This window comes from Bradyrhizobium glycinis (assembly GCF_016031655.1).
GTDB lineage: Bacteria > Pseudomonadota > Alphaproteobacteria > Rhizobiales > Xanthobacteraceae > Bradyrhizobium > Bradyrhizobium glycinis.
Window position 1 is genome coordinate 109,559 of sequence record NZ_JACCHQ010000003.1, and the last position, 21,080, is coordinate 130,638.

Consider the following 21,080-nt stretch of genomic DNA (forward strand, 5'->3'; position numbering starts at 1 on the left):
GCGCTGCGACGGACGATCGTGGTCCGTCTCAGCCGCTCACCATTCTTCCGGGCAGGGATTGACGATCTTCCAGAGCTCGACGCCGTTCTTGATCTTCTTCATGTCGGTGGTGAGCCCGCCATTGCGGCGAATCCAGTCCTTCACCGTGTCGGGGTAGTAGGACATGAGATCAGAGGTGCCCTCGGCGCTGGTGACCTTGATGCCGAAGGTGAACGCCTTGTCGTAATAGGCCTGGTGGAAGCCGAGGCTCGCGCGCGGCGTCACGCAGATCTTGTTCATTGGCACGATGCCGAGCACGAGCGTGCAGGCCGAATTGCAGATGCCGTCGATGATGACCCGCTCGCCCTTCTCGCGCACCCGCTTGTACTTGGCCTTGTACTCCTCGACATAGCCGCCGTGGTCGCGGGTGATGTGCAGCTCGGCGCGAGCGGGCGTGGCGGGGGCGAGGCAGAGCAGCAGCAGACTCGGAAGCGTGATGCGCATGGCGAGATGACGGCGAAGGCCTTCAGGAATGCACCGGACTCGAGGGGCCGGAAAGTGATCCCCGGAGGCCGGCGGCAGAATTCTGAACCGAATAGTCTTTGGTCATACTTGTGTGGGGAATTCGTTAAGCATCCCGAAAAGGCCAAAAATGGGCAGCTTTGGCCGCATGTCCGGCAATTCTGTCACACCCACCCGGAAATCTGAGGGACTGGCCATGATTTCGGGCCGCCGGAGCGATGCTGACCGCCCGAAATTGCTATAAACGGCTGACCGATTTGAGCGGGATCCGGAGAATCGAGATGAGCAAGTTGACGCGTGTAGCCGCGGTTGCGGCCCTGACGGCTGCAGTCTTGGCCCCTGCCCTTGCGGAGGCGCACGGCCGCCACCGCTACCACCGCTCCCACGCCAACCCGCTGCCCTACCCGATCAGCTACCTTCACAATTACGGCCCAGGTATCACCCCCGGCACCTTCGCCTACTATGACGGCCCGGCGACCAACCACTGCTACCGCAGCGCGGCCGCTTATATCGGTCAGGACGGCCGGCGGCACCCCTGCTACTGAGAGCCGCGGCTCTCCGGGTCCTCTATTTGGCGGCGCCCGAACGCAGCAATTGCTTCTCGATCTCGTAGACCGGTAGCTTGACGAGGTCCTTGCCGACCTCCCCCTGAAGCGCCTTGCGCACCCCGTCCGAATAGTCGGCGCGGATCATGCCGAGCGCACGCGGCGAGGCCACCATGGTCAGGGCCGTGGTCTCACCGGAGCTGACGGCGGCATCGAGCCGGCCGGCCAGGCTCCGCAGAAAGGCGCGCTCGGCCTCGTTGTGCCAATCGGTCTGGTCGACCGAGCTGCGTGCACCGCCGGCTGCGCCATGTAACCGGCCCGGCGCGGCGGACCCTTGAGCGGCGGTCGAGGGATTAGGCTGCTCGTGCACCTCCCTGGTGTGGAGGTTCGGAAACATCTCGTCGCCGAGGTTTTCCAGAATGAGCGCCTTGCGCCCGTCGCACACGACCAGCCAGTCACCCTTGTCAATTCTCATTTTGTCCATTCAACTTCTCCTTGACACTTGCAGACGCCGCATCCGGCATCAGAGCTGTTCTTCGAATTCCTCGAAGGACTTGCCGAATTGCGTCATTGCCTCTTCCAGATAGTCGGCGAGCAGTGGCGTGCCGATCAGATAGGAGGCGGTGCGCTGGTTGTGCGCCTGCGCGGGCTGAGCGCGCAGTTGACGCCAATCGGAGAGATCACCATCGCCGCAGCCAAGCCAGGTCAGCGCCACGAGATCGATCTGCTCGTCAACATTGAGAGCGCGGATGAAGCCCGCGAGCTCGGCACGGTCGGTGGTTTCGCCGCGCCCACCGCGGCCGTAGCTCATGTCGTCGTCGCCGAAGTCCAGGACGACGCCACCCCCGCCTGCTTCGCTGTCGGACCGACGCGATTTCGAGATGACGAAGAAAACCTTCTCCGGTGAGATCGACAGATCTGGAATGACTCGCATTGAGCTCACCTTGCCTGGCCGCAGGCACGACGCCGCTGCCGTGACGGCGACAGTAAGAGCCAAGGCAAAGTTGCGAATTGCGCAGGATCAAGGTCAAGTCACGGCATGGCCTAGCGGCCTCTGCCGAGCCGTGACGCAAGGGTCCGCTCGCCGAAGGTTTGTTCATCTGTATTACATTTCGGTTCGGCCACAATTTGAGAGAACAACCTCGATATCCTGCATCGCGTAAGCGGAGGAAGACATCATGAACCTCAAGACTGGCCGATTGGCCGCGTTCCTGTTCGGCGCCCTCGTTGCATCGTCGACGGCATCCGCCATGCCCATCGCGCCTGCACCTGCGACACCGCAGCGCTCCAGCGTCGAGCAGGTCCGCATGGTCTGCGACGCCTGGGGACAGTGCTGGTGGCGGCCGAACTACTATGGCTACTACAGGCCGCGGCCATATTATTACGGCCCGCGGTATTATGGGCCGCGCTATTACGGTCCGCGCTATTATGGGTACTACGGCTATCGCCGCTGGTGACCTTTGAAGGGGCCCTCGGGCCCCTTCGCTTTTGCGAGATCATGTCGTGCGTCGTGGATCGCTGGCCCGAAGCCATTCATGTCTGATCTACATCAAAGATCAGATCAGCCGAAAAGGTCACTTATGACGACTTAACCGATCGTGTTTCGGTGCCGTCAACATGAACGTGCAGAACCTCGAGAAGCGGCGATGATCCGACGGACTTCATGGCATGATGTCCGCAATACTACGGCCTGAAATTCGGTTTACTGAAACCCGATGTTTCGCCATTGATGGCGATGCATCGACGTTCATTTGATTGTCTCATTTCAGCGGCCGGCCAGAATCATGTTGTTCGACGACCTCGCTCCCTCCTCTGCGCTTCAACTGATCGGCTTCTCCGATGTCGATGCGTTTCGGCCAATCGAGACGATGGAGGATGCGAGGAGCATTCCGCTCGACATCCCGAACTTCGCGGCGGCCCGAGCCATCGTCTCCCTGCCCGCGTGCCGCATCATCGTAATGAGATCGTTCGCGCGGATCCTCGACACCGCCTATCGCATGCCGGGCGGGATGGTGATCCTGTCGATGACCGACGATCTTCGGGTCAACTTCAAAGGTGTGGATCTCGACGCTCGCTTCTTCGCTGCCCTCCACGGCAACGATGAGTGCCATTTCGTCGAGCCCCGGACCAATCATCACGCCATGATTATCTTCTCCCACGAGCTGAGAGACCGGGGTTGGTTCGACCGCGCCGACCATTTGCGCGCCCATGTGGCGAACCGGCCCGCCCTGCTCCACACCCGACAACTCCTGCTCGATATCCTGCGCACCGCGTCAGTGCAGCCAGGCCTGTTCGAGACGACCGAGGTTGCGGCCCATCTCCAGGAAGGCCTGCTGCTCGCGCTCGACGATCTGTTTCGAACAGATTCGATGTCGGATCGAAGCACCTCGGTCCACAGCGAGCGGGCGATCAAGCTTGTGCAGCGCATCGACGACTACGTCGCCACCTATCCGACGGCGCCGATCTATACAGCCGATCTCGCCCGCGAGTTCGACGTCTCGATCCGTACGCTCGGCGGCGCTGTCAGCAAGGTGCGAGGCATGAGCCTGCACCAGTACATTCGCCTGAAGAGGCTGTGGGCGACCCGCGCCCGCCTCCTCAAGGGCGGCGGCGTCACCGTGGCCACCTGCGCACGCGCCCAGGGCTTCCATCATCTCGGCGAATTTGCCGCAGCCTACCGCGCAATCTTCCACGAGGCGCCCTCCGACACGCTGGCACGCGGCCGGCAAAGCGGTGTCCCGGCAGGCTGACGGACGCCGGCCCCTCGCGGCGGTGACCCGGCGTCCGCGCCGCTACAGAACATATATGGAACAGAGACGATTGGCGCGCTCGGAAGGATTCGAACCTCCGACCCTCGGAATCGAAATCCGATGCTCTATCCAGCTGAGCTACGAGCGCCCCGGCCCGGGCCAGTGGGCCGCCGAAATCCGCTGGTCGGCGCTGGCGAGGAACCAGCACATCCGACGGCGTTCGGATCGGTTCGAATTAGCAGAGAGGCCGGCCAATAAAAAGCCCTTCACACCTCGATCGAGGCTGCCGAAGGCGCCGTTACCAGGTCGTGTTGAAAAAGCCGAAATGCGGCTGCTGCGCGACCAGCATCATGGGACGGCCCGGCTGCGGCGCCGGATGGGTCCTGACGATCTTACGCTTGGGCTGAGCCTGAACCGGAGAAGCTTGAGCCTGGACCGGAGCTTGAGCCTGGGACGTCTGCGGCTGAACAGCCTCAGACTTCCTGGCTGCGGCGGTCCCGGCCTTCGGCGCTGGCGTGAACTGGGCGAAGGTCTCGCGCACCCGCGTCTTGGCCGACATCTCGGCCAAAGCCGGCGACAGGCTCTCCTGTACGGGTGGCTGGGGAGCCGCAACTGCGGCGGTCTGAACCGCGGGTGCGACAATCGTCGGCTGGCTCGTGTCGAGGACCACCCGCTCAGGCAGATGACGATCGGACCGGATTCGGATCAGCGGCTGGTCGTTGGCTGCAGTTGCGACCACGTGTGCTTCGGGCGACGGCGCCGGGAAAACCACGTTCGCCGCGAACAGCAGTGTGAGCAAAGCTCCACCGACAAAGATGAAATACCTAAAGATGGGCATTAGCCGCGCTCCGCCCCCCGCATTCCCGCGTGGGCTCTGCTCGCCTCAACAGGCGATCTTCCAATTGGTTCCTGGCCCCGCCGTTCGGTTCAAATGGTGATGCATGGTTTCGGCCAAGGACCGCAGAGGGTAACTTTTCAGCTACCGGGACAGGCCGCCTTTAAGCGCGGCGTGCTCCAGCCAGGGAACATTTTGCCTGATCGGCATTCACGTTGACGAAGCCAATTGGGATACGCACAAAGGTCTTGCGGCTCTTCATGCTGACCGGATCCGCCAGCACCCGGCTGCGGTCGGTGAGATGACTTCCGTCGCGCCGCGTGAAGGCGCAGACGATCTCGACATCTTTTACGGCATAGTCATTGTCGTTTCGCAGCGTGAACGTCACCAGGGCTTTGGAGCCGAGGCCGCCGCGACGCCAGGTCTGTGATGAAATCCTGAGACGACCCAGTTCTGCTGTCGCCGGCACCTGAGCCTCGGACGCTGGCGAGGCTACTTTGGACGCATCGCCGGAGGAAGGCGCTTCAACAGCCGCCAGCTCCGCTCTCACTGGCTCAGCACTGTTGCCCTTGGAGAGAGGTAGCAGCATCCAAATGCCGCAGCCGACGATGATTGCTGCCAGCAACCACAGAAGGCTTCGGCCAAATGAGACGCTCGCAATCGTCACCGCCCGCGCCAGTCGTTCGCCGGTGCCGGCGAAGCGTCCCAATCCGAGTCGGTCGAGCCTCGCATTCATGGTTGCACACCGATTGCGGCCGCAGCACCATCGAAGATGGATCCTGTCACAGCTTACCTTAATTCGAGCGACGAACTAAGGTTCCCCAATGTCATGCGAGTCGGCAACGGCGGTGGTGTGCCACCCACCGATGTCGTTAACATGCGCCGTCGCATCGAAAAGACCCGTTGGGAGACTATGAATGCCGTTCGCCGTCGCTTGGGATCACGTCCATCTGCGTAGCCCCGATCCGGAAGCCACCGCGGCCTGGCTGCGGGACGTCCTTGGTGGCGAGATCGTGCGCGCGCCAGGACGGATCGACGTGAACCTCGGCGGGGCCCGGATCTTCATCGCGCCGCTCGAGGGCGACAGCGCCGTCAGCCCGCCACCTCCGCACCCGCATCAGGGCCTCGACCATTTCGGCCTGACGGTGAAGGACATCGACGCGGTCGCCGCCGAGATCAAGGCCAAGGGTGTCACGTTCACGCGCGAGCCGACGACCATTCGTCCCGGCGTACGCATCTGCTTCATCCGCGGGCCCGAAGGCATCTCGATCGAGCTGCTCGAGCGCGACAAGAAATACACCTGACGCGACGGGGGGCCCGCCGTCCGGGCATCCGAGCAGGCGACGACGTCACGCCCGAGGGCTAAGTCATGCTACCGGGCATAAAGCAGCGGATGGTGACACCCATGTAGCCGTAGATCGGCCAGACCATGGTGCGTCCCACCCGGTTCGGCTCCGAGATCACGGCCTCCTGGGGCACGTCGACCCAGACGAGCTCCTGCTGCTGGCCATCGAGTGCATAGCCATAGCGCGGGACGCGAACGCGATAATGCCCGTCCTTGCTGTCCCAGTCGGAGTCCGAGAGCGCCGAACCGTCGGCATCGGAGCAGCAAGGCCCCTTACCGCTGCGCAGACTGTCGAACCAGGCCTTCAATTCGGGATTGGTGTTGGCGAACTGCCCGCGGTCGCGCGCGTGCCCCGAGGAGGCTGCAAGCGCGATCAAAGCCAAGGCGGGCGCCAGCCTCGTCAGGTTTCCCCGGCGTATCGCATCGCCAATCCGCCGTTGTTCGCTTTTGCAATTCGTGGGACGCGCACTGTACAGACGCGGCTCATTGCCGCCGGAATCGATCCAGTTGGTCACGTTCGTCTTGCTCCAGCACCCCGCGGCCAGTGCAACAATGGTTATGCATTTCGCGGGCCAACTCTGATTCGCAACGTTAGGCCTCGCCTCACCATCAGAGCGTCATGACGGTGTCACGGACAAGCCGGGACAACTACGGCTCGCAGACCGCCGCGACCGGCCGGCAAACTGCCGCGTTGCGCGCGGAGATGGGCTTTGGCATAAAAGCCGGACCGGTTACGCCATTGGGCGATGGCGGCCGGCCTACGGGACGTTATGAAGAACGGCCTCTATTCAATTCACGTCACCCTGCTCGATGGTCGAGTCGGCAAGGGCAGCGGCGTGATTCTCTTCCGCGACGGCAAGATTCTCGGCGGCGATGCGTACCTCTATTACACCGGCAGCTACACGGTGAAGGACAACAACACCTTCAAAGGCGAGGTGCTGGTGCAACGGCACACCTCGCCTCGGGGCGATGACAATCCGCTGTTCGGCGGCCCTGCCCCGGTCGGCATCGGCGTCACCGGCACGTTCACGGACACGCGCGGGCAGATGACCGGCACTGCGCTGGTCGGCAAGGCCAGCCAGATCTTCGGCGCGACGCTGCACAAGCTTGCAGACATCGATTAGCTATTCCGCAGCCTGTTCGAGCGGCGCCACACGCGGCAGGATCATCTGGATGCGCGTGCCGCCGCCCGGCTCGGAATCCAGATCGAGCCGGCCACCGAGCCGGTTGGTGACGATGCTGTAGACGATGTGCAGCCCGAGGCCGGTGCCGCCTTGGTCGCGCCGCGTGGTGAAGAACGGATCGAAGGCGCGGCGACGGACGTCGAGCGACATGCCGCAGCCATTGTCGGAGAAGATGATCTCGACGTTGTCCTTGCCGGACGCGCGCACCTGGATCTCGATCGTCCCGGGCCGGCCGTCCGGGAAGGCGTGCGCCACCGAATTCAGAAACAGATTGGTCAGCACCTGGCCGTACGGGCCTGGATAGCTGTTCATGGTCAGGTCCGGCTGACACTCGACGTTGAGCGTCAGATTGTGCTTGCGCAGTCCCGGCCGCAGGCTCATCACCACCTGCTCGGTGAGGTCGCCGAGATCGAAAGTACGCTGATCCGAATAGTTGCGGTCGGCGGCGACCTGCTTGAACGACTGGATCAGCTCGGCGGCGCGGTTGAGATTGGAGACGAGCTGCGAGGACGCATCGCGGCTGGTGCTGAGGAAGTCGTTAAGCGTGGAGCGGCGCAGCTCGCCGCGCTCGACTTCGGCGGTGAACATCGCGGTCTTGCGCTCCAGCGCGGAGGCGACCGTGAGGCTGATGCCGACGGGATTGTTGACCTCATGGGCGACGCCGGCGACCAGGCGCCCGAGCGCGGCCAGCTTCTCCGCCTCGATCAGCGAGGCCTGGGTCTCGCGGAGATTGCGCAGCGCGGTTTCGGCGGCTTCCTTGGCCTTGCGCATCTCCTGCTCGCCGCGCTTGCGCTCGCCGATATCGAGCGCGACGGTCACGATCCGCTCGATCTCACCCTCGGCGTCGAGCAGCGGCAACTTGTTGACCAGCCATTGCCGCATGTTGCCGGAGGCGTCCTGATACTCCTCCTCGTAGAAACCGAGACCTTTTCGAAGCTTGAGCACCCGCTTGTCGCTCTCGTCGGACTTGGATGCGCCGTAGCGCGACATCAGGTCGGCCGTGGTGCGGCCGAGCGCCTCGCCGGGCTCGATGCCGAAGATGCCGGCCATGTAGCGGTTCATCAGCACGTAGCGCAGGTTCCGGTCCTTGACGTTGATCACCGCGGGCACGGTGTCGATGACCTGCTGCAGCAGGCGCCGGCCTTCGGCGATGGCTTCCTCCGCCCGCTTCTGATCGGTGATGTCGCGCAGCGTTCCCTCGTAGCGGACGATGTTGCCATGCTCGTCGCGCACGCCCGTGGCGCTGTCCGAGAGCCAGAGGATGTCGCCGCTGCGCTGGCGCACCTGATACTCGAACTCGCGCACCATGCCGTCGCGCGCCATCAGCCGCTGGTATTCGGCGCGCGCCTCGGGATGGACGTAGATCGTGTGGGCGATGTCGCTGATGCTGTCGATCAGCTGCTGCGGGCTGTCATAGCCCATCATGCGCGCCAGCGCCGGGTTGGCGTTGAGGAGGTCACCGGCCGGCGTCGTCACGTAGATGCCGTCGATGGAGCCTTCGAACAGTTTTCGATAGCTCTCCTCGGCGAGGCGCTGCTCGTTGAGCGCGCGCACCGCCGCCTCGCGCGCGGTGTCGGCCTCCTCCAGCGCGCGGCGAAACACTTCGGCCGCCCGCGCAATATCGCCGATCTCGTTGTCGAGGTCGGCGGACGGAATCGAGGTATCTTTCCGGCCGGCGGCAAGCGCGCGAATGGATCGCGCGATCTGAGCGAGCGGACGCACCGTCCTGCGCACCACGAACCAGGCAGCGGCGATGCCGATGAGCACGCCGACCGTGCCGAGCACGATGCTTTGCCATCGCGCCTCGGTCAGCGTCCGGGCGAAGTCGCGCGACAGCACGTGGCCGCGTCGGGAGCTGACCTCACGCAGCAATTCGGTGACGCGGCCGATCAGCCGGCCTTCCGTTCCCAGCACCTCGCGATCGATGTCGGCGATCTGCCGCTCCCGGACGGCGACGGCCATGATGGCCTCGGCATAGTCGTTCACCGCCGACTTCAGCTTGGCATCGTCAATATCGAACGCCCGCATTCCCTGTGCGGCCTGCTCCGCCGCGGACGGGTTGCGCGCGAGCAGGCCGAGCGCAATCCGGCTCTGAGCCTCGGCCAGGCGGGAGGCCAGCTCGCGGTCCGCGGCGCCTGCGACCGCTGCATCGAATTGGTCGCGCAGCGGCGGCAGTCCGGCGAGCAGCTGGGCGCGGCGATCGATCAGGGTGGAGATCCGCTCGAGGCCGGTGCGATAGGTCGCAAGCCGCTCGCTGACCCCGTCGATCATGTCCTGCTGCTCGGGCGCGAGCTCGATGCGGGTCTTCTTCAGGATGTCGCTGAGCGTCGAGGCCGCCTCGCCTACCTGCTGGAACTGGACGCCGGCACCGGGATCCGTGACGAAGTCGCGCGCGGCAAGACGCAGTTCGTTCATGCGACGATCGATGTCCTCGGCGAGGTCGCCGACGCTCTGCAGCCGCTGCAGCTCGGCGAAGGTCGTATCGATGTGCCGGATCGCGATCACGCTCGCAGTCGAGGTGACGATGATTACCGCCAGCACCAACAGGAAGCTGCCGAAGGTGAGCTGGCCGATGGAGAGCGAGAAGGTTCGCCTTTTCTCAGGGGGCGGCGTCAATTCGGCGGACATTGGTGATTTGAGGACCGGACTGCTGGAGGTCCAATATACGACGTATTGCTGCCCGGGGGGAACATGCCTCGGGACGCGGAATATCGTTAATATCGGGACCTGCCGCCCGCTTCAGCTTTACGACAGTTTGACGCTGGCTGCCCTGTGGGCCGGGATGGTCATGGCGGCGACGCCGAGGACGACACAGGCCAGGCCGATCCAGGCGGTCCGGCTCAAGGTCTCGCCGAGGAAGGCGGCGCTGATGGCGACCCCGATCGGCACCCGCAAATAGGCCTGCGCGGTGGTGCCGACCGAGCCGAGGGTCTGGATCAGGCGGAAATAGATCACGAACGCTGCCGCGGTCGAAAACACCGCGAGCGCCGACAGTGCCAGCACCGAGCTCAGCGAAGGCGACAGCGTCCAGGGCTGCTCAACGATCAGGGAGGCGGGGATCAGGACCGCTGCCCCCGCCAGCAGCGAGCCGGCTGCGGGCGCCATGGGATCGAGGCCCTTGAAGCTGCGGCCGAAGATCGCGGCGCAGGCATAGCAGATGGTGGCAGCGACGATGGCGGCCTCGGCGATGAGGCCGCTGCCGATATCATCGAACACATCGACACCGACGATCAGCAGGATGCCGGCCATGCCTGCGACCACGCCGAACAATTTTCGCGGGGTCGTCTCCTCGTGACGGGTCACGATTGCGGTGAGCAGGAAGGTGAAGATCGGCCCGGCCGAGTTGAGGATGGTGGCGAGCGCGGCATCGACATGGCGCTCGCCCCAGGCGATCAACGTCCAGGGGATGACGCTGTTGAGCACGGCCTGGAACGCGAACCGCTTCCAGCTCGCGACATCGGTCGGCATTGCGATGCCCCGCATCCACATGATCGCGAGCAGCAGCAGGCCGGCAATGGCCGTGCGCGCCGCGATCAGTGTGATCGGCGGGATGGTGGCGACGCCGAGCTTGATGAAGGTGTAGGAACCGCCCCAGAGCGTCGCGAGCCCGACCAACAGGGCCAGCTCGACCGCAACATTGGTGTCCTGCCGATTGTCCATCGCCTGTTCCGTCCGTCCCGCAGTGGACGGAACCTAGCGCATCCGTGTTCGTCGATACTTCGCTACACATCGAAGTGTGTCAGCCGACGGCGCCGACCTCGAACACCTCGCCGTCATAGCCGGCCTCGCGAGGGATGCGGAGCTGACGGCCGGTTTCGGTCTTGGTCATCACGGGCATCACCGTGACGATCGACAGGTTGCGGGCGTGCTCCAGCGCCGCACTCACGCTCGGCTGCTTGGCGAGCCGGATCAGGTTGCGCGTGGTCGGGAACGGCAGCTTGAAGCGGCCGCTCTCTCCGCCCTCCACCGCCTCGCGCGGCGACACCCAGATCGAATCGGTGGATTCGCGTCCGTCATGGGCACCGAGCTGGTCGGGCGGTGCGGCGGCCAGGAAGAACCAGGTGTCGAAGCGCTTCGGCATGCCTTCCGGCGTGATCCAGTGCGCGTAAGGCACGAGCGTGTCGAGCGCGAGCTGGAGATCGTTGCCCGCGAGAATGTCGAGGAAGCTGATCTTGTGCTCGTTGAGCGCAACGCGATGCGCGTCGGCGATCTCGCCGGCGCGTTTGGCGTCGATTGGCGCGCCTGTGTCCTTGGACCGGGCCAGCAGGATGCCGCTTTCCTCGAAGGTCTCGCGGATCGCGGCGATCCGAAAGCCGCGGTCCGCGTCGCGCAAGCCCTCGCTGCCCGAATACAGATCAGCGCGGGCAACGATCTCCTTGTCGCCGGCATCGACGCTGCCGCCGGGAAACACCAGCGCGCCCGAGTTGAACTCGATCTGATGATGGCGAACCATCATGAAGACCTCGATTTCGCCGCGGCCCTTGCCGTCGGCCCTCGCGCCGTCGCGCAGCAGGAGGATCGTCGAGGCCGGGCGTGATGCTGATGTCTCGGCCATGCAACTAGCCTGCGGCGCTGGATTGCGGGCCGAGATTGGCGCGCTTGTCGAAACGGGCGACCCGCGACAAGAGATAGTCGACCTCGGCCTTCGCTGTCGCCGTCATGGTCGCACCGGGCTTGCGCTGCGCGCTGGAGGCGATGATGCCGCGCTTCTGCAGCACGTATTTGCGCACGGTGAGGCCGACGCCGGGCTGTTGCTCGTAGCGGATCAGCGGCAGATGCGCGTCGAAGATGTCATGCGCGGCGTCGCGCTTGCCGGCCTTGGAGAGGTTCACAACGTCGATCAGGAGCTCCGGGAAGGCATAGCCGGTCATGGCGCCGTCGGCGCCGCGCTCCATTTCGAAGTCCAGGAACGTGCCGCCATTGCCGCAGAGGATCGAGAGCGGCCGGAGCGAACCATCCTTCTGGAAGCCACGCAGCGTCGAGATCTTCTCCAGGCCCGGCCAGTCCTCGTGCTTGAGCATCACGCAATTCGGATTGTCCATGACAATCTTGCGGATCACGGCGGGGGTGAACACGACCTGCAAGGTCAGCGGATAGTCCTGGAGCACCCAGGGCACATCAGGGCCGATGGCCTCCGCCGCCTGCTTGAAATAGCCGATGATCTGGTCATCGGTGCGAAGCGAGGGCGGCGGCGCGATCATGACGCCGGCCGCGCCCGCATCCATCGAGGCCTTGGCCAGCGAACGCATGGTGGCAAAACCCGGCGCGGAGACGCCGACGATCACCTGCATCTTCTTGGCACGCTTGACGTAGCGAACCGCCACCTGCTTGGCCTCGGCGGCGTCGAGCTTGGGCGCCTCGCCGAGGATGCCCAGCACCGTGACGCCGTCGCAGCCGACCTCCTCGTAGAAATCGGTCAGGCGGTCGATCGAGCGCTCGTCAATCCGGCCGTCGTCGTGGAACGGCGTCGGCGCGATTGCAAAGGTGCCCTTGGCGTCGGCGGTGAGTTTCATCGGGTCTCTCTATCCTATCATTTGTCGTCATTCCGGGATGGCCCGCAGGGCCAGGCCAAGAATCCATAACCACAAGCCGGGGTTATGGATTCCGGGCTCGCGACTTCGTCGCGCCCCGGAATGACAGTTTTGGCTAAAACCGCCGCGCCGACCAACGCTTCACATCCTCCTCGGAGAAGAAGATCTCCTTGGCGTGATCGACGATATCCTGGGCCTTCCAGCCCGAGTGCGGCGGCTTCCAGCCTTCCATTTCCATCATCCGCATCTCGCGCACGCCGCGGGGCCCGGACACGCCCAGCACCTTGCCGGTCTGGTCGCCCGACAAGTCGCTGACCATGTATAGCACGGCTGGCGCGATGCCGTCCGGCCCGAGCGCGGCGCCGGGGTTCTCCTTATAGCGGGGCAGGTCTGCGGTCATGCGGGTCAAGGCGCCCGGGGCGAGCGTCCATATCCGGATGTTGTACTTGCGACCCTCGATCGCGAGCACGTTGGACAGGCCCCAGATGCCGCCCTTGGCGGCGCCGTAATTGGTCTGGCCGAAATTGCCGATCAGCCCCGATGTCGAGGAGGTGTTGACGATGACGCCGCCGCCGTTCTCCCGCATCCAACGAAACACCGGCAGGGTGCAACAAAAGGTGCCCTTCAGATGGACCTTGATGACCTTGTCCCAATCGGCTTCCGAGGCTTTTGCGAAGGTCTGGTCGCGCAAAATGCCGGCATTGTTGACCAGGATGTCGGCGCGGCCAAAGTGCTTGATTGCGTCGTCGAACACCGACTGGCCGCCTTCCATAGTGGAGATGTCGGCGCCGTTTGCGACCGCCTTGCCGCCCTCGGCCTTGATCGCGTCCACGACCTGCTGCGCCATGGACTTGTCGGCGCCGGAGCCGTCGCGGGGACCGCCGAGATCGTTGACGACGACCGCGGCGCCTTCCCGCGCGAACAGCTTTGCGTAGGCCTCGCCGAGCCCACCGCCCGCCCCGGTGATCAGCGCAACCTTGCCGTCGAGTAGTCCCATGGTGGCGTCTCCCTGTTTTTGTTTCTTTCTAGCCTCTCCCCGCCTGCGGGGAGAGGTCGGATCGCTCTTGCGATCCGGGTGAGGGGGTACAGGTCTCAACACCGTCCCGATTCGTGGTGAGAGCCCCTCACCCCGCCCTCTCCCCGCAAGAGCGGGGCGAGGGAGACGACGGCCGTACCTTGTTGCTAACCCAGCACCGTCTTGCCGTTCTTGATCACGGTGACGCCGCGCGACTTCACCTTGGCTTCGAACGAGATGACGTTGCCGTCCTTCCAGAGGTCCATGGTCACGGTCTCGCCGGGATAGACCGGCGAGGAGAATCGCGCGACGTGCTGGCGGAAAGCGCTCGCATCATAGTCGGCATAGGTCTGAAGCACACCGCGGCAGGTGATGCCGTAGGTGCACATGCCGTGCAGGATCGGCCGCGGGAAGCCGGCCTTCCTGGCGAACTCCGGATCGGAGTGCAGCGGGTTGCGGTCGCCGCAGAGGCGATAGACCAATGCCTGGTCGGGGCGCGTGGTGATGTCGATGGTCTTGTCGGGGCTGCGCGACGGGATCTTGTGCGGATCCGGCTGGGTCAGGTTCGGCCCGCCGAAGCCACCATCGCCGCGGGCAAAGCGCGAAGCGACCAGCGTCGCCAACTTCTCGCCCTTCTCGTTCTTCAGCACGGTTTGGTGAACGATGACGACGCCCTTGTCCTTGCCCTTGTCGTAGACTTCGAGCACCGAGGAGTCGGCAGTGATGTGCGCGGCGACCGGCAGCGGCTGGTGAAAGGTGATGTCGCGCTCGCCGTCGACCACCATGACGCGGTTGAGATTCATCTCGCCCGGACCCGAGCCCCAGGCCGCGACAGAGGCGAACGTTGGCACCACCTTCAGCGGCCGCGGCGTGAACGTGCCCTCGTTGACGAAGGCGAGCTCGTTCTCGTCCATCGGGTCAGCGCCGAGCCCGATGCCATAGGCATAGAGCATGACTTCGCGGTCAGTGTAGGCATATTTCTGGCCGAGGTTTTTGAGGCCTTTGAGCTCTTCGTATCTGGCGGACATGTTGCTTTGTCTTCCTCCCAGTCTCTCCGCGAGCAGCGGCGCCCGTTGATATGCCCTCTCCCCTTGTGGGAGAGGGCAGCACCGCCCTTGCAAGGAACTCACTCGGGTGAGGGGTTGGCTCCGCAGTAACACTTTTCGTGTGGAGAGAGACCCCTCACCCGGCAGCCTTCGGCTGCCACCCTCTCCCACAAGGGGAGAGGGTTACGTTGTGCTTCGCCTCAAGCCGGCGTGAAGAACGGCAGCGGGGCGCCGTCGGTCGGCTTGAACACCACCTTCACCTTCTGGCCGATCTTGAGCTTCTCGAGATCGCAGTCGACGAAATTGGTCTGCACCGACGGCCCCTCCTTCAGCGTGACGTAGCCGATGGCGTAAGGGCCGGTCGGCGACTTCCGCATCAGGCTGTAGGTGTAGATCGTGCCCTCGCCCGAGGCCTGCTCCCACACCGTCTCGTCGGAGTAGCAGAACGGGCAGATCGAACGCGGGAAGTAGTGCGCTTCGCCGCAGGCGGTGCAGCGCTTGATCATGAACTTGCCCTCTTTCGCCGCGTCCCAGAACGCGGCGGTCTCGGGGTTCGTGACCGGTGCCGGATACTTTTTCATTTCGCTCATCACACGCGCTCCAGAATGGCGGTCGAGGCGGCGTGGCGAACACCCAAGAGGCCGCCGGTGCCGTGGGCGATGGCGAGATCGCAATTCTTGACCTGCACCTTCGGATGCGCCTCGCCGCGCAGCTGGCGCACGGCCTCGAGGATCTTGGTCATGCCGCCGCGGTTGACGGGATGGTTGCTGCAGAGGCCGCCGCCGTCGGTGTTGAACGGCAGCTTGCCGACGCCCGAGATCAGGTTGCCGTCGGCGACGAACTTGCCGCCCTCGCCCTTCTTGCAGAAGCCGAGGTCTTCCAGCTGCATCAGCACCGTGATGGTGAAGCTGTCATAGATCGAGGCGTATTTGATGTCCTTCGGCGTGATGCCGGCTTCCTCGAACGCGCGTGGGCCGGACCAGACGCCAGCGGAGTACGTGAGATCGAGATCCTTGCCGCCGCGCGGGCCCTTCATGGCCTCGCCATGGCCGATCAGGCGTACCAGCGGCTTCTTCAGGCTCTTGGCAATCTCCGGCGTCGTCACGATCAGTGCGCCGCCGCCGTCGGAGACGACGCAGCAATCCATGCGATGCAGGGGATCGGAGATCATCGGCGAGTTCAGGACGTCCTCGACGGTGACGACGTCCTTGAGCATCGCATGCGGATTGTACTGCGCATGATGCGAGGCCGCGACCTTGATCCAGGCCAGCTGCTCGGAGGTGGTGCCATAGTCGTGCATGTGGCGCATGGCACACATGCCATAGGCATTGTGCGTGGTCGCCCCGTAGGCGGATTCGAAATCGACCTCGGCGCCGGCCGCGCGCGGCGGCATCGCGCCGGTGCGCGGCTTGCCGGCCAGCGTCACGAGCGCGATCGAGCATTTGCCGGCGGCGATCGCCTCGGCGGCATGGCCGAGATGGATGATGTAGGAACAGCCGCCGGTCTCGGTGGAATCGACGTGACGAAGCTTCTTGGTGTTCAGGCCGAGATAATCGACCATCGGCCAGGCGCCGCCGGGCGCATCGCCCGCGCAGAAATAGCCGTCGATGTCGTCCTTGCTGATCCCGGCATCCTCGATCGCACCCTTGGCGACCTCGGCATGGAGCTGGGCGGTGGATTTGTCCGGCGCATGCCGGGTCGGGTGTTCGTAGATCCCGGCAATGTAGGCCTTGCCCTTGATGGTCAAACTTCAGTCTCCGCTCGCGTCTCGTCTTGTCTCTTTTTTCTGAACCGCACCGGGCTGATTGGCAAGCGCGGAAATATTCCGCCCCGCGAGAGGGTGACGGGTCGGCGCAAGGGGAGCACTTGTGAAATCCCGGCCCCGGATAGGAAGCGAACCGCCTGCCGCGTCGTCATTGCGAGGAGCCCTTGCGACGAAGCAATCCAGAATCCATCCGCGGAAAGATTCTGGATTGCTTCGCTGCGCTCGCAACGACGGAGTTCGTGGCGCTGACGGTGCTGTTTCACTCAACACCTGCGTGCGGGCACACGCCCGCATGCTCGCGGCGGGTTCGCCCGAGTTTTGCTTCCGTCTCGCTCCCTCCAAAAACAAAGGGCGCAGGGAAGACCGGGTGCCGACTGGCACCCACGGTCCGCTGTGCGCAAATTGCGCGAAGAACAGATGCACAGCGGCATACAGGTGAAGCCAAACATCCGGCCTTCCCTGCGCAGTGGCTTTACGGCTTATGTCGCGCTCTCCCCGGGGAGCGATGCACTATTGCCCCCGTCGCCTTGCGAGAGACCCGCAAGACTTGACGCACAGACCCCGGGCGTCAGGACCACACGATTTTGCCGTACGCGAGACCGCGCCCGTCGTGCGCGCGAGAGACTCGCGCGACGCAGCCTGCGTCCACCGCCGCTCACCCCGCGTTCGTGACGATCGCGATACGCCCCTTTGAGTGGGATGAGGTGGCGGATGGATACGATAATTCCGAATTTCGGTAAAGCGGAATGTTTTTGCGGATGAGGATTGACCCACGGCGTGGGTGTTTTGCCTGACGGGCAGCACAAGGGATAGTGTTGTAGGGTGGGCAAAGCGGAGCGTGCCCACGTCTTTAGGTGCCATCCGTTGAGATGGTGGGCACGGCGCTTTGCGCCTTTGCCCACCCTACGAAAGCGCCCTACTCCGCCGCGATCTGCCGTGGCGCGGGCGGCGGGTTCGCCAATTCCGCGGCGAGCTGGGCGTAGCGGGCCTTGGCGTCGTGTACGGCCTTCTCCTTCACCGGGCCGTAGCCGCGGATGCGGTCGGGCAGCGACAGCAGCTCGACCGCGGTGTCGATTGTGAGCGGCGACAACAGGCCGAGCACAGTGGCGACGTCCTTCTCGTAGCCGGCGATCAGGTCGCGCTCGAGCTTGCGGTCGGCGCTGCGGCCGAAGATGTCGAACGGTGTGCCGCGCAGGAATTTGAACTTGGCCAGCACGCGGAAGACCTTCAGCATCCACGGGCCGAAGGCGCGTTTCTTTGGGCGCCCGAGCGCGTCGACGCCGCTTGCCAGGATCGGCGGCGCGAGATTGAAATTGAACTTGAAGTCGCCCTCGAACTGGTCGCGGAGCTGCTGCTCGAAGGCGCCGTCGGTGTAGAGGCGTGCGACCTCGTATTCGTCCTTGTAGGCCAGGAGCTTGGCATAGTTCACCGCGACCGCGCGCGGCAGCGCATCGCCATAGCCGCCCTTCGCGGCGGCATCGCGCACCTGGTCGACCAGCTTGCGATAGCGCTTGGCGAGACGAGCGTTCTGATAGGCGGTCAGATGCTTGGCGCGATGCTCGATGACCTCGTCCAGCGTCATCGCCTCCAGCGGCTTCGGCGCGACCACCTCGCCCCCGCCCTTCAGCATGTCGGCCAGGCGCTTGGGGTCGGCGACTGCGAGACGGCCGAGGCGGAAGGCTTCCTTGTTCATCTTGATCGAGACGCCATTGACCTCGATCGCCTGCTCAATCGCTTCCGCGGAGAGCGGCAACAGACCCTTCTGATAGGCATAGCCCATCATCATCATGTTGGTGGCGATGGCATCGCCGAGCAGCTGCTCGGCCGGCCCCGTGAAGTCGAAGAACACCGAATCCTTGTGCAGCGCGGTTTCCAGGAGCCCGTTCAGCTTGCGGGTCTGGAAATTGAAATCGCGGTTGAGGATGAAGTCGGCGGTCGGAATGACGTGGCTGTTGATGATGCCCCGGGTGCGGCTGGTATCGCAAAGGGTGATGGTGTCCTTGGCGACTGCGACGACCTCGTCGGCGGCGAGCACGAGATCGGCCGTGCCGGTGACGATGCGCGAGCAGGTCACCTCGGCGGGATGATCGGACAGGCGGACGTGGCTGAGCACCGCCCCGCCCTTTTGCGCAAGGCCCGACATGTCCAGGATCATCGAGGCCTTGCCCTCGATATGGGCGGCCATGCCAAGCAGCGCGCCGATGGTCAGCACACCGGTGCCGCCGACGCCGCCGACGGCGATGTTATAGGGCCTGTCGAGCGTCGGGCGTGAAGCCGGCTCGGGCAGCTCGCCGATCTCGGCAAGCTCGGCTGGCGCACGGTGGCGCGGCGAGCCGCCGTCGATGGTGACGAAGGACGGACAGAATCCCTTCAGGCAGGAATAGTCCTTGTTGCAGGATGACTGGTTGATGGCGCGCTTGCGGCCGAACTCGGTCTCCAGTGGCTCGACCGAGATGCAGTTCGACTGCACCGAGCAATCGCCGCAGCCTTCGCAGACGGCCGGATTGATCATGACGCGGCGCGGCGGATCCTCCATCAGGCCGCGCTTGCGGCGGCGGCGCTTCTCGGCGGCGCAGGTCTGCACGAACACGATCGCCGAGGTGCCCTTGTATTCGCGGCACATCTTCATGACGCTGTCGAGCTCGTCGCGGTGATACTTCTTCACGCCGGGCGCGATGGTATCGGCCGGGTAAGCGTCCGGGTTTTCCGAGACCAGATAGAGCTCGCGGATGCCTTCGGCGTAAAGCTGCTGGGTGATCTGCTGCGGCGAGAGATCGCCGTCGTGACGCTGGCCACCGGTCATCGCCACGGCGTCGTTGTAGAGGATCTTGTAGGTGATGTTGGCTTTGGAGGCGATCGCCTGGCGGATGGCGAGAATGCCGGAGTGGAAGTAGGTGCCGTCGCCGAGATTGGCGAAGATGTGGTTCTCGTTGGTGAAGGGCGCGATGCCGACCCAGGGCACGCCCTCGCCGCCCATATGCGTGAAGGTCTCGGTCGAGCGGTCCATCCACAGCGCCATGAAATGGCAGCCAATGCCGGCCATGGCACGGCTGCCTTCAGGGACTTTCGTCGAGGTATTGTGGGGACAGCCGGAGCAGAAATACGGAGTTCGGGAGACAGGGGCGACCGCCTGCATCTGGGTCGCTTGGCGGCCGTTGAACCAGTCGGCCTTGGCGCGGAGCATCGAAGCGATTTCAGGGTTGAGATCAAGTCGAAGCAGCCGCTCGGTGAGCGAGGTCGCGAGCGAGGCGACGCTGAGCTCTGCGGCGAAGGTTAAAAAGCGCTTGTCGTGTTCGTCCATCTTGCCGACGATGCGCGGGCGCACATCGTCGCGCCAGTTGAACAGCTCCTGCTTGACCTGGTTCTCGACGATCTCGCGGCGTTCCTCGACGATGAAGATCTCTTCGAGGCCGACCGCGAAGTTGCGCACGCCCTCCGGCTCCAGCGGCCAGGGCATGCCGATCTTGTAGAGGCGCAAGCCGATCTTGGCGGCGACCTCCTCGGTGATCCCTAGCTCGCGCAGCGCCTGGCGCACGTCCTCGTAGCTCTTGCCGGAGGCCATGATGCCGTAGCGCGCGTTCGGCGAATCCATGGTGACGCGGTTGACCTTGTTGGCACGCGCAAAGGCGATGGCGGCAAAGCCCTTGTAGTCCTGCAGGCGGCGGTCCTGCTCGAAGCGGTCGTCGGGCCAGCGCAGGTTGAGCCCGCCGGGCGGCAGCTCGAAATCGGTGGGGATGATGAACGGCTTCATCTCGTCGGTGAGGTCGATCTCGGCGGTGGTCTCCACCGTCTCCGTGATCACCTTCATGCCGACCCAGCAGCCGGAATAGCGCGACATCGCGATGCCGAGCAGACCCATCTCGATCATCTCGTGGATGCTCGAGGGATAGAGATACGGCATCAGCGCCGAGATGAAGGCATGGTCGGACTGATGCGGGACGGTGGAGGATTTTGCGCCGTGGTCGTCGCCGGCAAGGCAGAGCACGCCGCCGTTCTTGGCCGAGCCCGCGGCATTGCCGTGGCGGAAGACGTCGCCGCAGCGGTCAACGCCCGGGCCCTTGCCGTACCAGATGCCGACCACGCCGTCGTATTTGGCGCCCGGCGAGAGGTTGAGCTGCTGCGAGCCCCACACCGCGGTCGCGGCGAGGTCCTCGTTCACGCCCGGCTGGAACTTGATGTTGTACTGCTCGAGATGCTTGCGGGCGGCGAGCAGCTGCTGGTCGTAGCCGCCGAGCGGCGAGCCGCGATAGCCGGAGATGAAGCCCGCGGTGTTGAGGCCGTTGGCGCGGTCGCGCCGGATCTGGGCCATCGGCAAGCGGACCAGGGCCTGGATGCCCGTGGTGAAGACGTGTCCGGTCTGCTGGGTGTACTTTTGATCGAGACTGATCGGACCCTGGTTGATGCCCATCTTGTCCTCGCTTGCGCCCTGTTCAGGTCTTGCTGACTTAAGTCGTTGCCTGCCCGTTGTTTTTAGCTAGGGCGCGCCGACCACCTCCGCCACTCTATGTCGGATATTTCATGATCCGCATCAGAAATCTGGACCAAAGGACACGCCGGGCAAAA

General features: G+C 64.4%; 20 protein-coding genes and 1 tRNA gene. 5 read left to right on the forward strand and 16 right to left on the reverse strand.

Translation table 11 applies throughout. The annotated features are described in order from the left end of the window. Positions 1-36: 36 nt before the first annotated feature. Positions 37-483 carry a hypothetical protein gene (locus tag HZZ16_RS07280; protein WP_197947831.1) on the reverse strand — a complete coding sequence of 149 codons (447 nt, stop codon included), beginning with the start codon at positions 481-483 and terminating at the stop codon, positions 37-39. A gap of 299 nt (positions 484-782) precedes the next feature. On the opposite strand from HZZ16_RS07280, the gene HZZ16_RS07285 reads away from it, so the two are divergent. Beyond that, entirely contained in the window at positions 783-1,046 is a 264-nt protein-coding gene (locus HZZ16_RS07285; RefSeq protein ID WP_197947832.1) for a hypothetical protein, read from the forward strand. Between the two features lie 22 nt (positions 1,047-1,068). Here the strand turns inward: HZZ16_RS07285 and HZZ16_RS07290 are convergent, their stop codons facing one another. Together HZZ16_RS07290 and HZZ16_RS07295 are read right to left on the reverse strand one after the other, a co-directional pair. After that, the gene (locus HZZ16_RS07290) at positions 1,069-1,530 is read right to left on the reverse strand and encodes a host attachment protein (protein WP_197947833.1); all 462 of its coding nucleotides are present in this window, start codon (positions 1,528-1,530) and stop codon (positions 1,069-1,071) included. Between the two features lie 39 nt (positions 1,531-1,569). Next, positions 1,570-1,980: a DUF3775 domain-containing protein gene (locus HZZ16_RS07295; RefSeq protein WP_197947834.1), complete on the reverse strand. Its 411-nt coding sequence runs from the start codon at positions 1,978-1,980 to the stop codon at positions 1,570-1,572. Between the two features lie 244 nt (positions 1,981-2,224). On the opposite strand from HZZ16_RS07295, the gene HZZ16_RS07300 reads away from it, so the two are divergent. Both HZZ16_RS07300 and HZZ16_RS07305 read left to right on the forward strand, forming a co-directional pair. Continuing rightward, on the forward strand, positions 2,225-2,503 hold the full coding sequence (locus HZZ16_RS07300; RefSeq protein ID WP_197947835.1) for a hypothetical protein: 279 nt from the start codon (positions 2,225-2,227) through the stop codon (positions 2,501-2,503). 327 nt (positions 2,504-2,830) lie between these two features. Further along, complete coding sequence (locus HZZ16_RS07305) at positions 2,831-3,796, forward strand: AraC family transcriptional regulator (protein WP_197947836.1); 966 nt, start codon at positions 2,831-2,833, stop codon at positions 3,794-3,796. A gap of 71 nt (positions 3,797-3,867) precedes the next feature. Here HZZ16_RS07305 and HZZ16_RS07310 read toward each other — a convergent pair. The 3 genes from HZZ16_RS07310 to HZZ16_RS07320 all read right to left on the reverse strand — a co-directional run bounded on the left by HZZ16_RS07310 (position 3,868) and on the right by HZZ16_RS07320 (position 5,367). Continuing rightward, a tRNA-Arg gene (locus HZZ16_RS07310) sits at positions 3,868-3,944 on the reverse strand. 150 nt (positions 3,945-4,094) lie between these two features. Beyond that, complete coding sequence (locus HZZ16_RS07315) at positions 4,095-4,634, reverse strand: hypothetical protein (protein ID WP_197947837.1); 540 nt, start codon at positions 4,632-4,634, stop codon at positions 4,095-4,097. A gap of 160 nt (positions 4,635-4,794) precedes the next feature. Further along, positions 4,795-5,367 (reverse strand): hypothetical protein, encoded by a 573-nt coding sequence (locus HZZ16_RS07320; protein ID WP_197947838.1) that lies wholly within the window; start codon positions 5,365-5,367, stop codon positions 4,795-4,797. Positions 5,368-5,548: 181 nt separating this feature from the next. Here HZZ16_RS07320 and HZZ16_RS07325 point away from each other — a divergent pair, with 181 nt between their 5' ends. Continuing rightward, on the forward strand, positions 5,549-5,935 hold the full coding sequence (locus HZZ16_RS07325) for a VOC family protein (RefSeq protein ID WP_197947839.1): 387 nt from the start codon (positions 5,549-5,551) through the stop codon (positions 5,933-5,935). 58 nt (positions 5,936-5,993) lie between these two features. Here HZZ16_RS07325 and HZZ16_RS07330 read toward each other — a convergent pair whose 3' ends face one another. Then, complete coding sequence (locus HZZ16_RS07330; RefSeq protein ID WP_197947840.1) at positions 5,994-6,491, reverse strand: hypothetical protein; 498 nt, start codon at positions 6,489-6,491, stop codon at positions 5,994-5,996. A gap of 255 nt (positions 6,492-6,746) precedes the next feature. Between HZZ16_RS07330 and HZZ16_RS07335 the strand changes: the two genes are divergently transcribed. After that, entirely contained in the window at positions 6,747-7,100 is a 354-nt protein-coding gene (locus tag HZZ16_RS07335) for a GrlR family regulatory protein (RefSeq protein ID WP_197947841.1), read from the forward strand. Here HZZ16_RS07335 and HZZ16_RS07340 read toward each other — a convergent pair whose 3' ends face one another. The 9 genes from HZZ16_RS07340 to HZZ16_RS07380 form a co-directional block, all read right to left on the reverse strand. Continuing rightward, positions 7,101-9,788: a PAS domain S-box protein gene (locus HZZ16_RS07340; RefSeq protein ID WP_197947842.1), complete on the reverse strand. Its 2,688-nt coding sequence runs from the start codon at positions 9,786-9,788 to the stop codon at positions 7,101-7,103. 117 nt (positions 9,789-9,905) lie between these two features. Continuing rightward, positions 9,906-10,820 carry a DMT family transporter gene (locus tag HZZ16_RS07345; protein ID WP_197947843.1) on the reverse strand — a complete coding sequence of 305 codons (915 nt, stop codon included), beginning with the start codon at positions 10,818-10,820 and terminating at the stop codon, positions 9,906-9,908. 79 nt (positions 10,821-10,899) lie between these two features. Further along, positions 10,900-11,715, reverse strand: coding sequence for an NUDIX hydrolase (locus HZZ16_RS07350; RefSeq protein ID WP_197947844.1), 816 nt, complete (start codon positions 11,713-11,715; stop codon positions 10,900-10,902). A gap of 4 nt (positions 11,716-11,719) precedes the next feature. Then, complete coding sequence (locus HZZ16_RS07355) at positions 11,720-12,673, reverse strand: dihydrodipicolinate synthase family protein (RefSeq protein ID WP_197947845.1); 954 nt, start codon at positions 12,671-12,673, stop codon at positions 11,720-11,722. Between the two features lie 133 nt (positions 12,674-12,806). Beyond that, complete coding sequence (locus HZZ16_RS07360; protein ID WP_197947846.1) at positions 12,807-13,688, reverse strand: SDR family oxidoreductase; 882 nt, start codon at positions 13,686-13,688, stop codon at positions 12,807-12,809. A 185-nt stretch (positions 13,689-13,873) separates the two neighbouring features. Further along, positions 13,874-14,734, reverse strand: a complete 861-nt coding sequence (locus HZZ16_RS07365) for a MaoC family dehydratase (protein ID WP_197947847.1) — start codon at positions 14,732-14,734, stop codon at positions 13,874-13,876. A 218-nt stretch (positions 14,735-14,952) separates the two neighbouring features. Beyond that, the gene (locus HZZ16_RS07370) at positions 14,953-15,342 is read right to left on the reverse strand and encodes a Zn-ribbon domain-containing OB-fold protein (RefSeq protein WP_197947848.1); all 390 of its coding nucleotides are present in this window, start codon (positions 15,340-15,342) and stop codon (positions 14,953-14,955) included. Then, the gene (locus tag HZZ16_RS07375; RefSeq protein ID WP_197947849.1) at positions 15,342-16,499 is read right to left on the reverse strand and encodes a thiolase family protein; all 1,158 of its coding nucleotides are present in this window, start codon (positions 16,497-16,499) and stop codon (positions 15,342-15,344) included. Before HZZ16_RS07375 ends, HZZ16_RS07370 begins: the two co-directional genes overlap by 1 nt. Positions 16,500-17,433: 934 nt before the next feature. Further along, entirely contained in the window at positions 17,434-20,925 is a 3,492-nt protein-coding gene (locus tag HZZ16_RS07380; RefSeq protein WP_197947850.1) for an indolepyruvate ferredoxin oxidoreductase family protein, read from the reverse strand. Positions 20,926-21,080 lie beyond the last annotated feature (155 nt).

Coding starts and splice junctions, on each gene's coding strand:
- HZZ16_RS07280 (WP_197947831.1), bottom strand. CDS start 483: ATGCGCATCACGCTTCCGAGTCTGCTGCTGCTCTGCCTCGCCCCCGCC.
- HZZ16_RS07285 (WP_197947832.1), top strand. CDS start 783: ATGAGCAAGTTGACGCGTGTAGCCGCGGTTGCGGCCCTGACGGCTGCA.
- HZZ16_RS07290 (WP_197947833.1), bottom strand. CDS start 1,530: ATGGACAAAATGAGAATTGACAAGGGTGACTGGCTGGTCGTGTGCGAC.
- HZZ16_RS07295 (WP_197947834.1), bottom strand. CDS start 1,980: ATGCGAGTCATTCCAGATCTGTCGATCTCACCGGAGAAGGTTTTCTTC.
- HZZ16_RS07300 (WP_197947835.1), top strand. CDS start 2,225: ATGAACCTCAAGACTGGCCGATTGGCCGCGTTCCTGTTCGGCGCCCTC.
- HZZ16_RS07305 (WP_197947836.1), top strand. CDS start 2,831: ATGTTGTTCGACGACCTCGCTCCCTCCTCTGCGCTTCAACTGATCGGC.
- HZZ16_RS07315 (WP_197947837.1), bottom strand. CDS start 4,634: ATGCCCATCTTTAGGTATTTCATCTTTGTCGGTGGAGCTTTGCTCACA.
- HZZ16_RS07320 (WP_197947838.1), bottom strand. CDS start 5,367: ATGAATGCGAGGCTCGACCGACTCGGATTGGGACGCTTCGCCGGCACC.
- HZZ16_RS07325 (WP_197947839.1), top strand. CDS start 5,549: ATGCCGTTCGCCGTCGCTTGGGATCACGTCCATCTGCGTAGCCCCGAT.
- HZZ16_RS07335 (WP_197947841.1), top strand. CDS start 6,747: ATGAAGAACGGCCTCTATTCAATTCACGTCACCCTGCTCGATGGTCGA.
- HZZ16_RS07340 (WP_197947842.1), bottom strand. CDS start 9,788: ATGTCCGCCGAATTGACGCCGCCCCCTGAGAAAAGGCGAACCTTCTCG.
- HZZ16_RS07345 (WP_197947843.1), bottom strand. CDS start 10,820: ATGGACAATCGGCAGGACACCAATGTTGCGGTCGAGCTGGCCCTGTTG.
- HZZ16_RS07350 (WP_197947844.1), bottom strand. CDS start 11,715: ATGGCCGAGACATCAGCATCACGCCCGGCCTCGACGATCCTCCTGCTG.
- HZZ16_RS07355 (WP_197947845.1), bottom strand. CDS start 12,673: ATGAAACTCACCGCCGACGCCAAGGGCACCTTTGCAATCGCGCCGACG.
- HZZ16_RS07360 (WP_197947846.1), bottom strand. CDS start 13,688: ATGGGACTACTCGACGGCAAGGTTGCGCTGATCACCGGGGCGGGCGGT.
- HZZ16_RS07365 (WP_197947847.1), bottom strand. CDS start 14,734: ATGTCCGCCAGATACGAAGAGCTCAAAGGCCTCAAAAACCTCGGCCAG.
- HZZ16_RS07370 (WP_197947848.1), bottom strand. CDS start 15,342: ATGAGCGAAATGAAAAAGTATCCGGCACCGGTCACGAACCCCGAGACC.
- HZZ16_RS07380 (WP_197947850.1), bottom strand. CDS start 20,925: ATGGGCATCAACCAGGGTCCGATCAGTCTCGATCAAAAGTACACCCAG.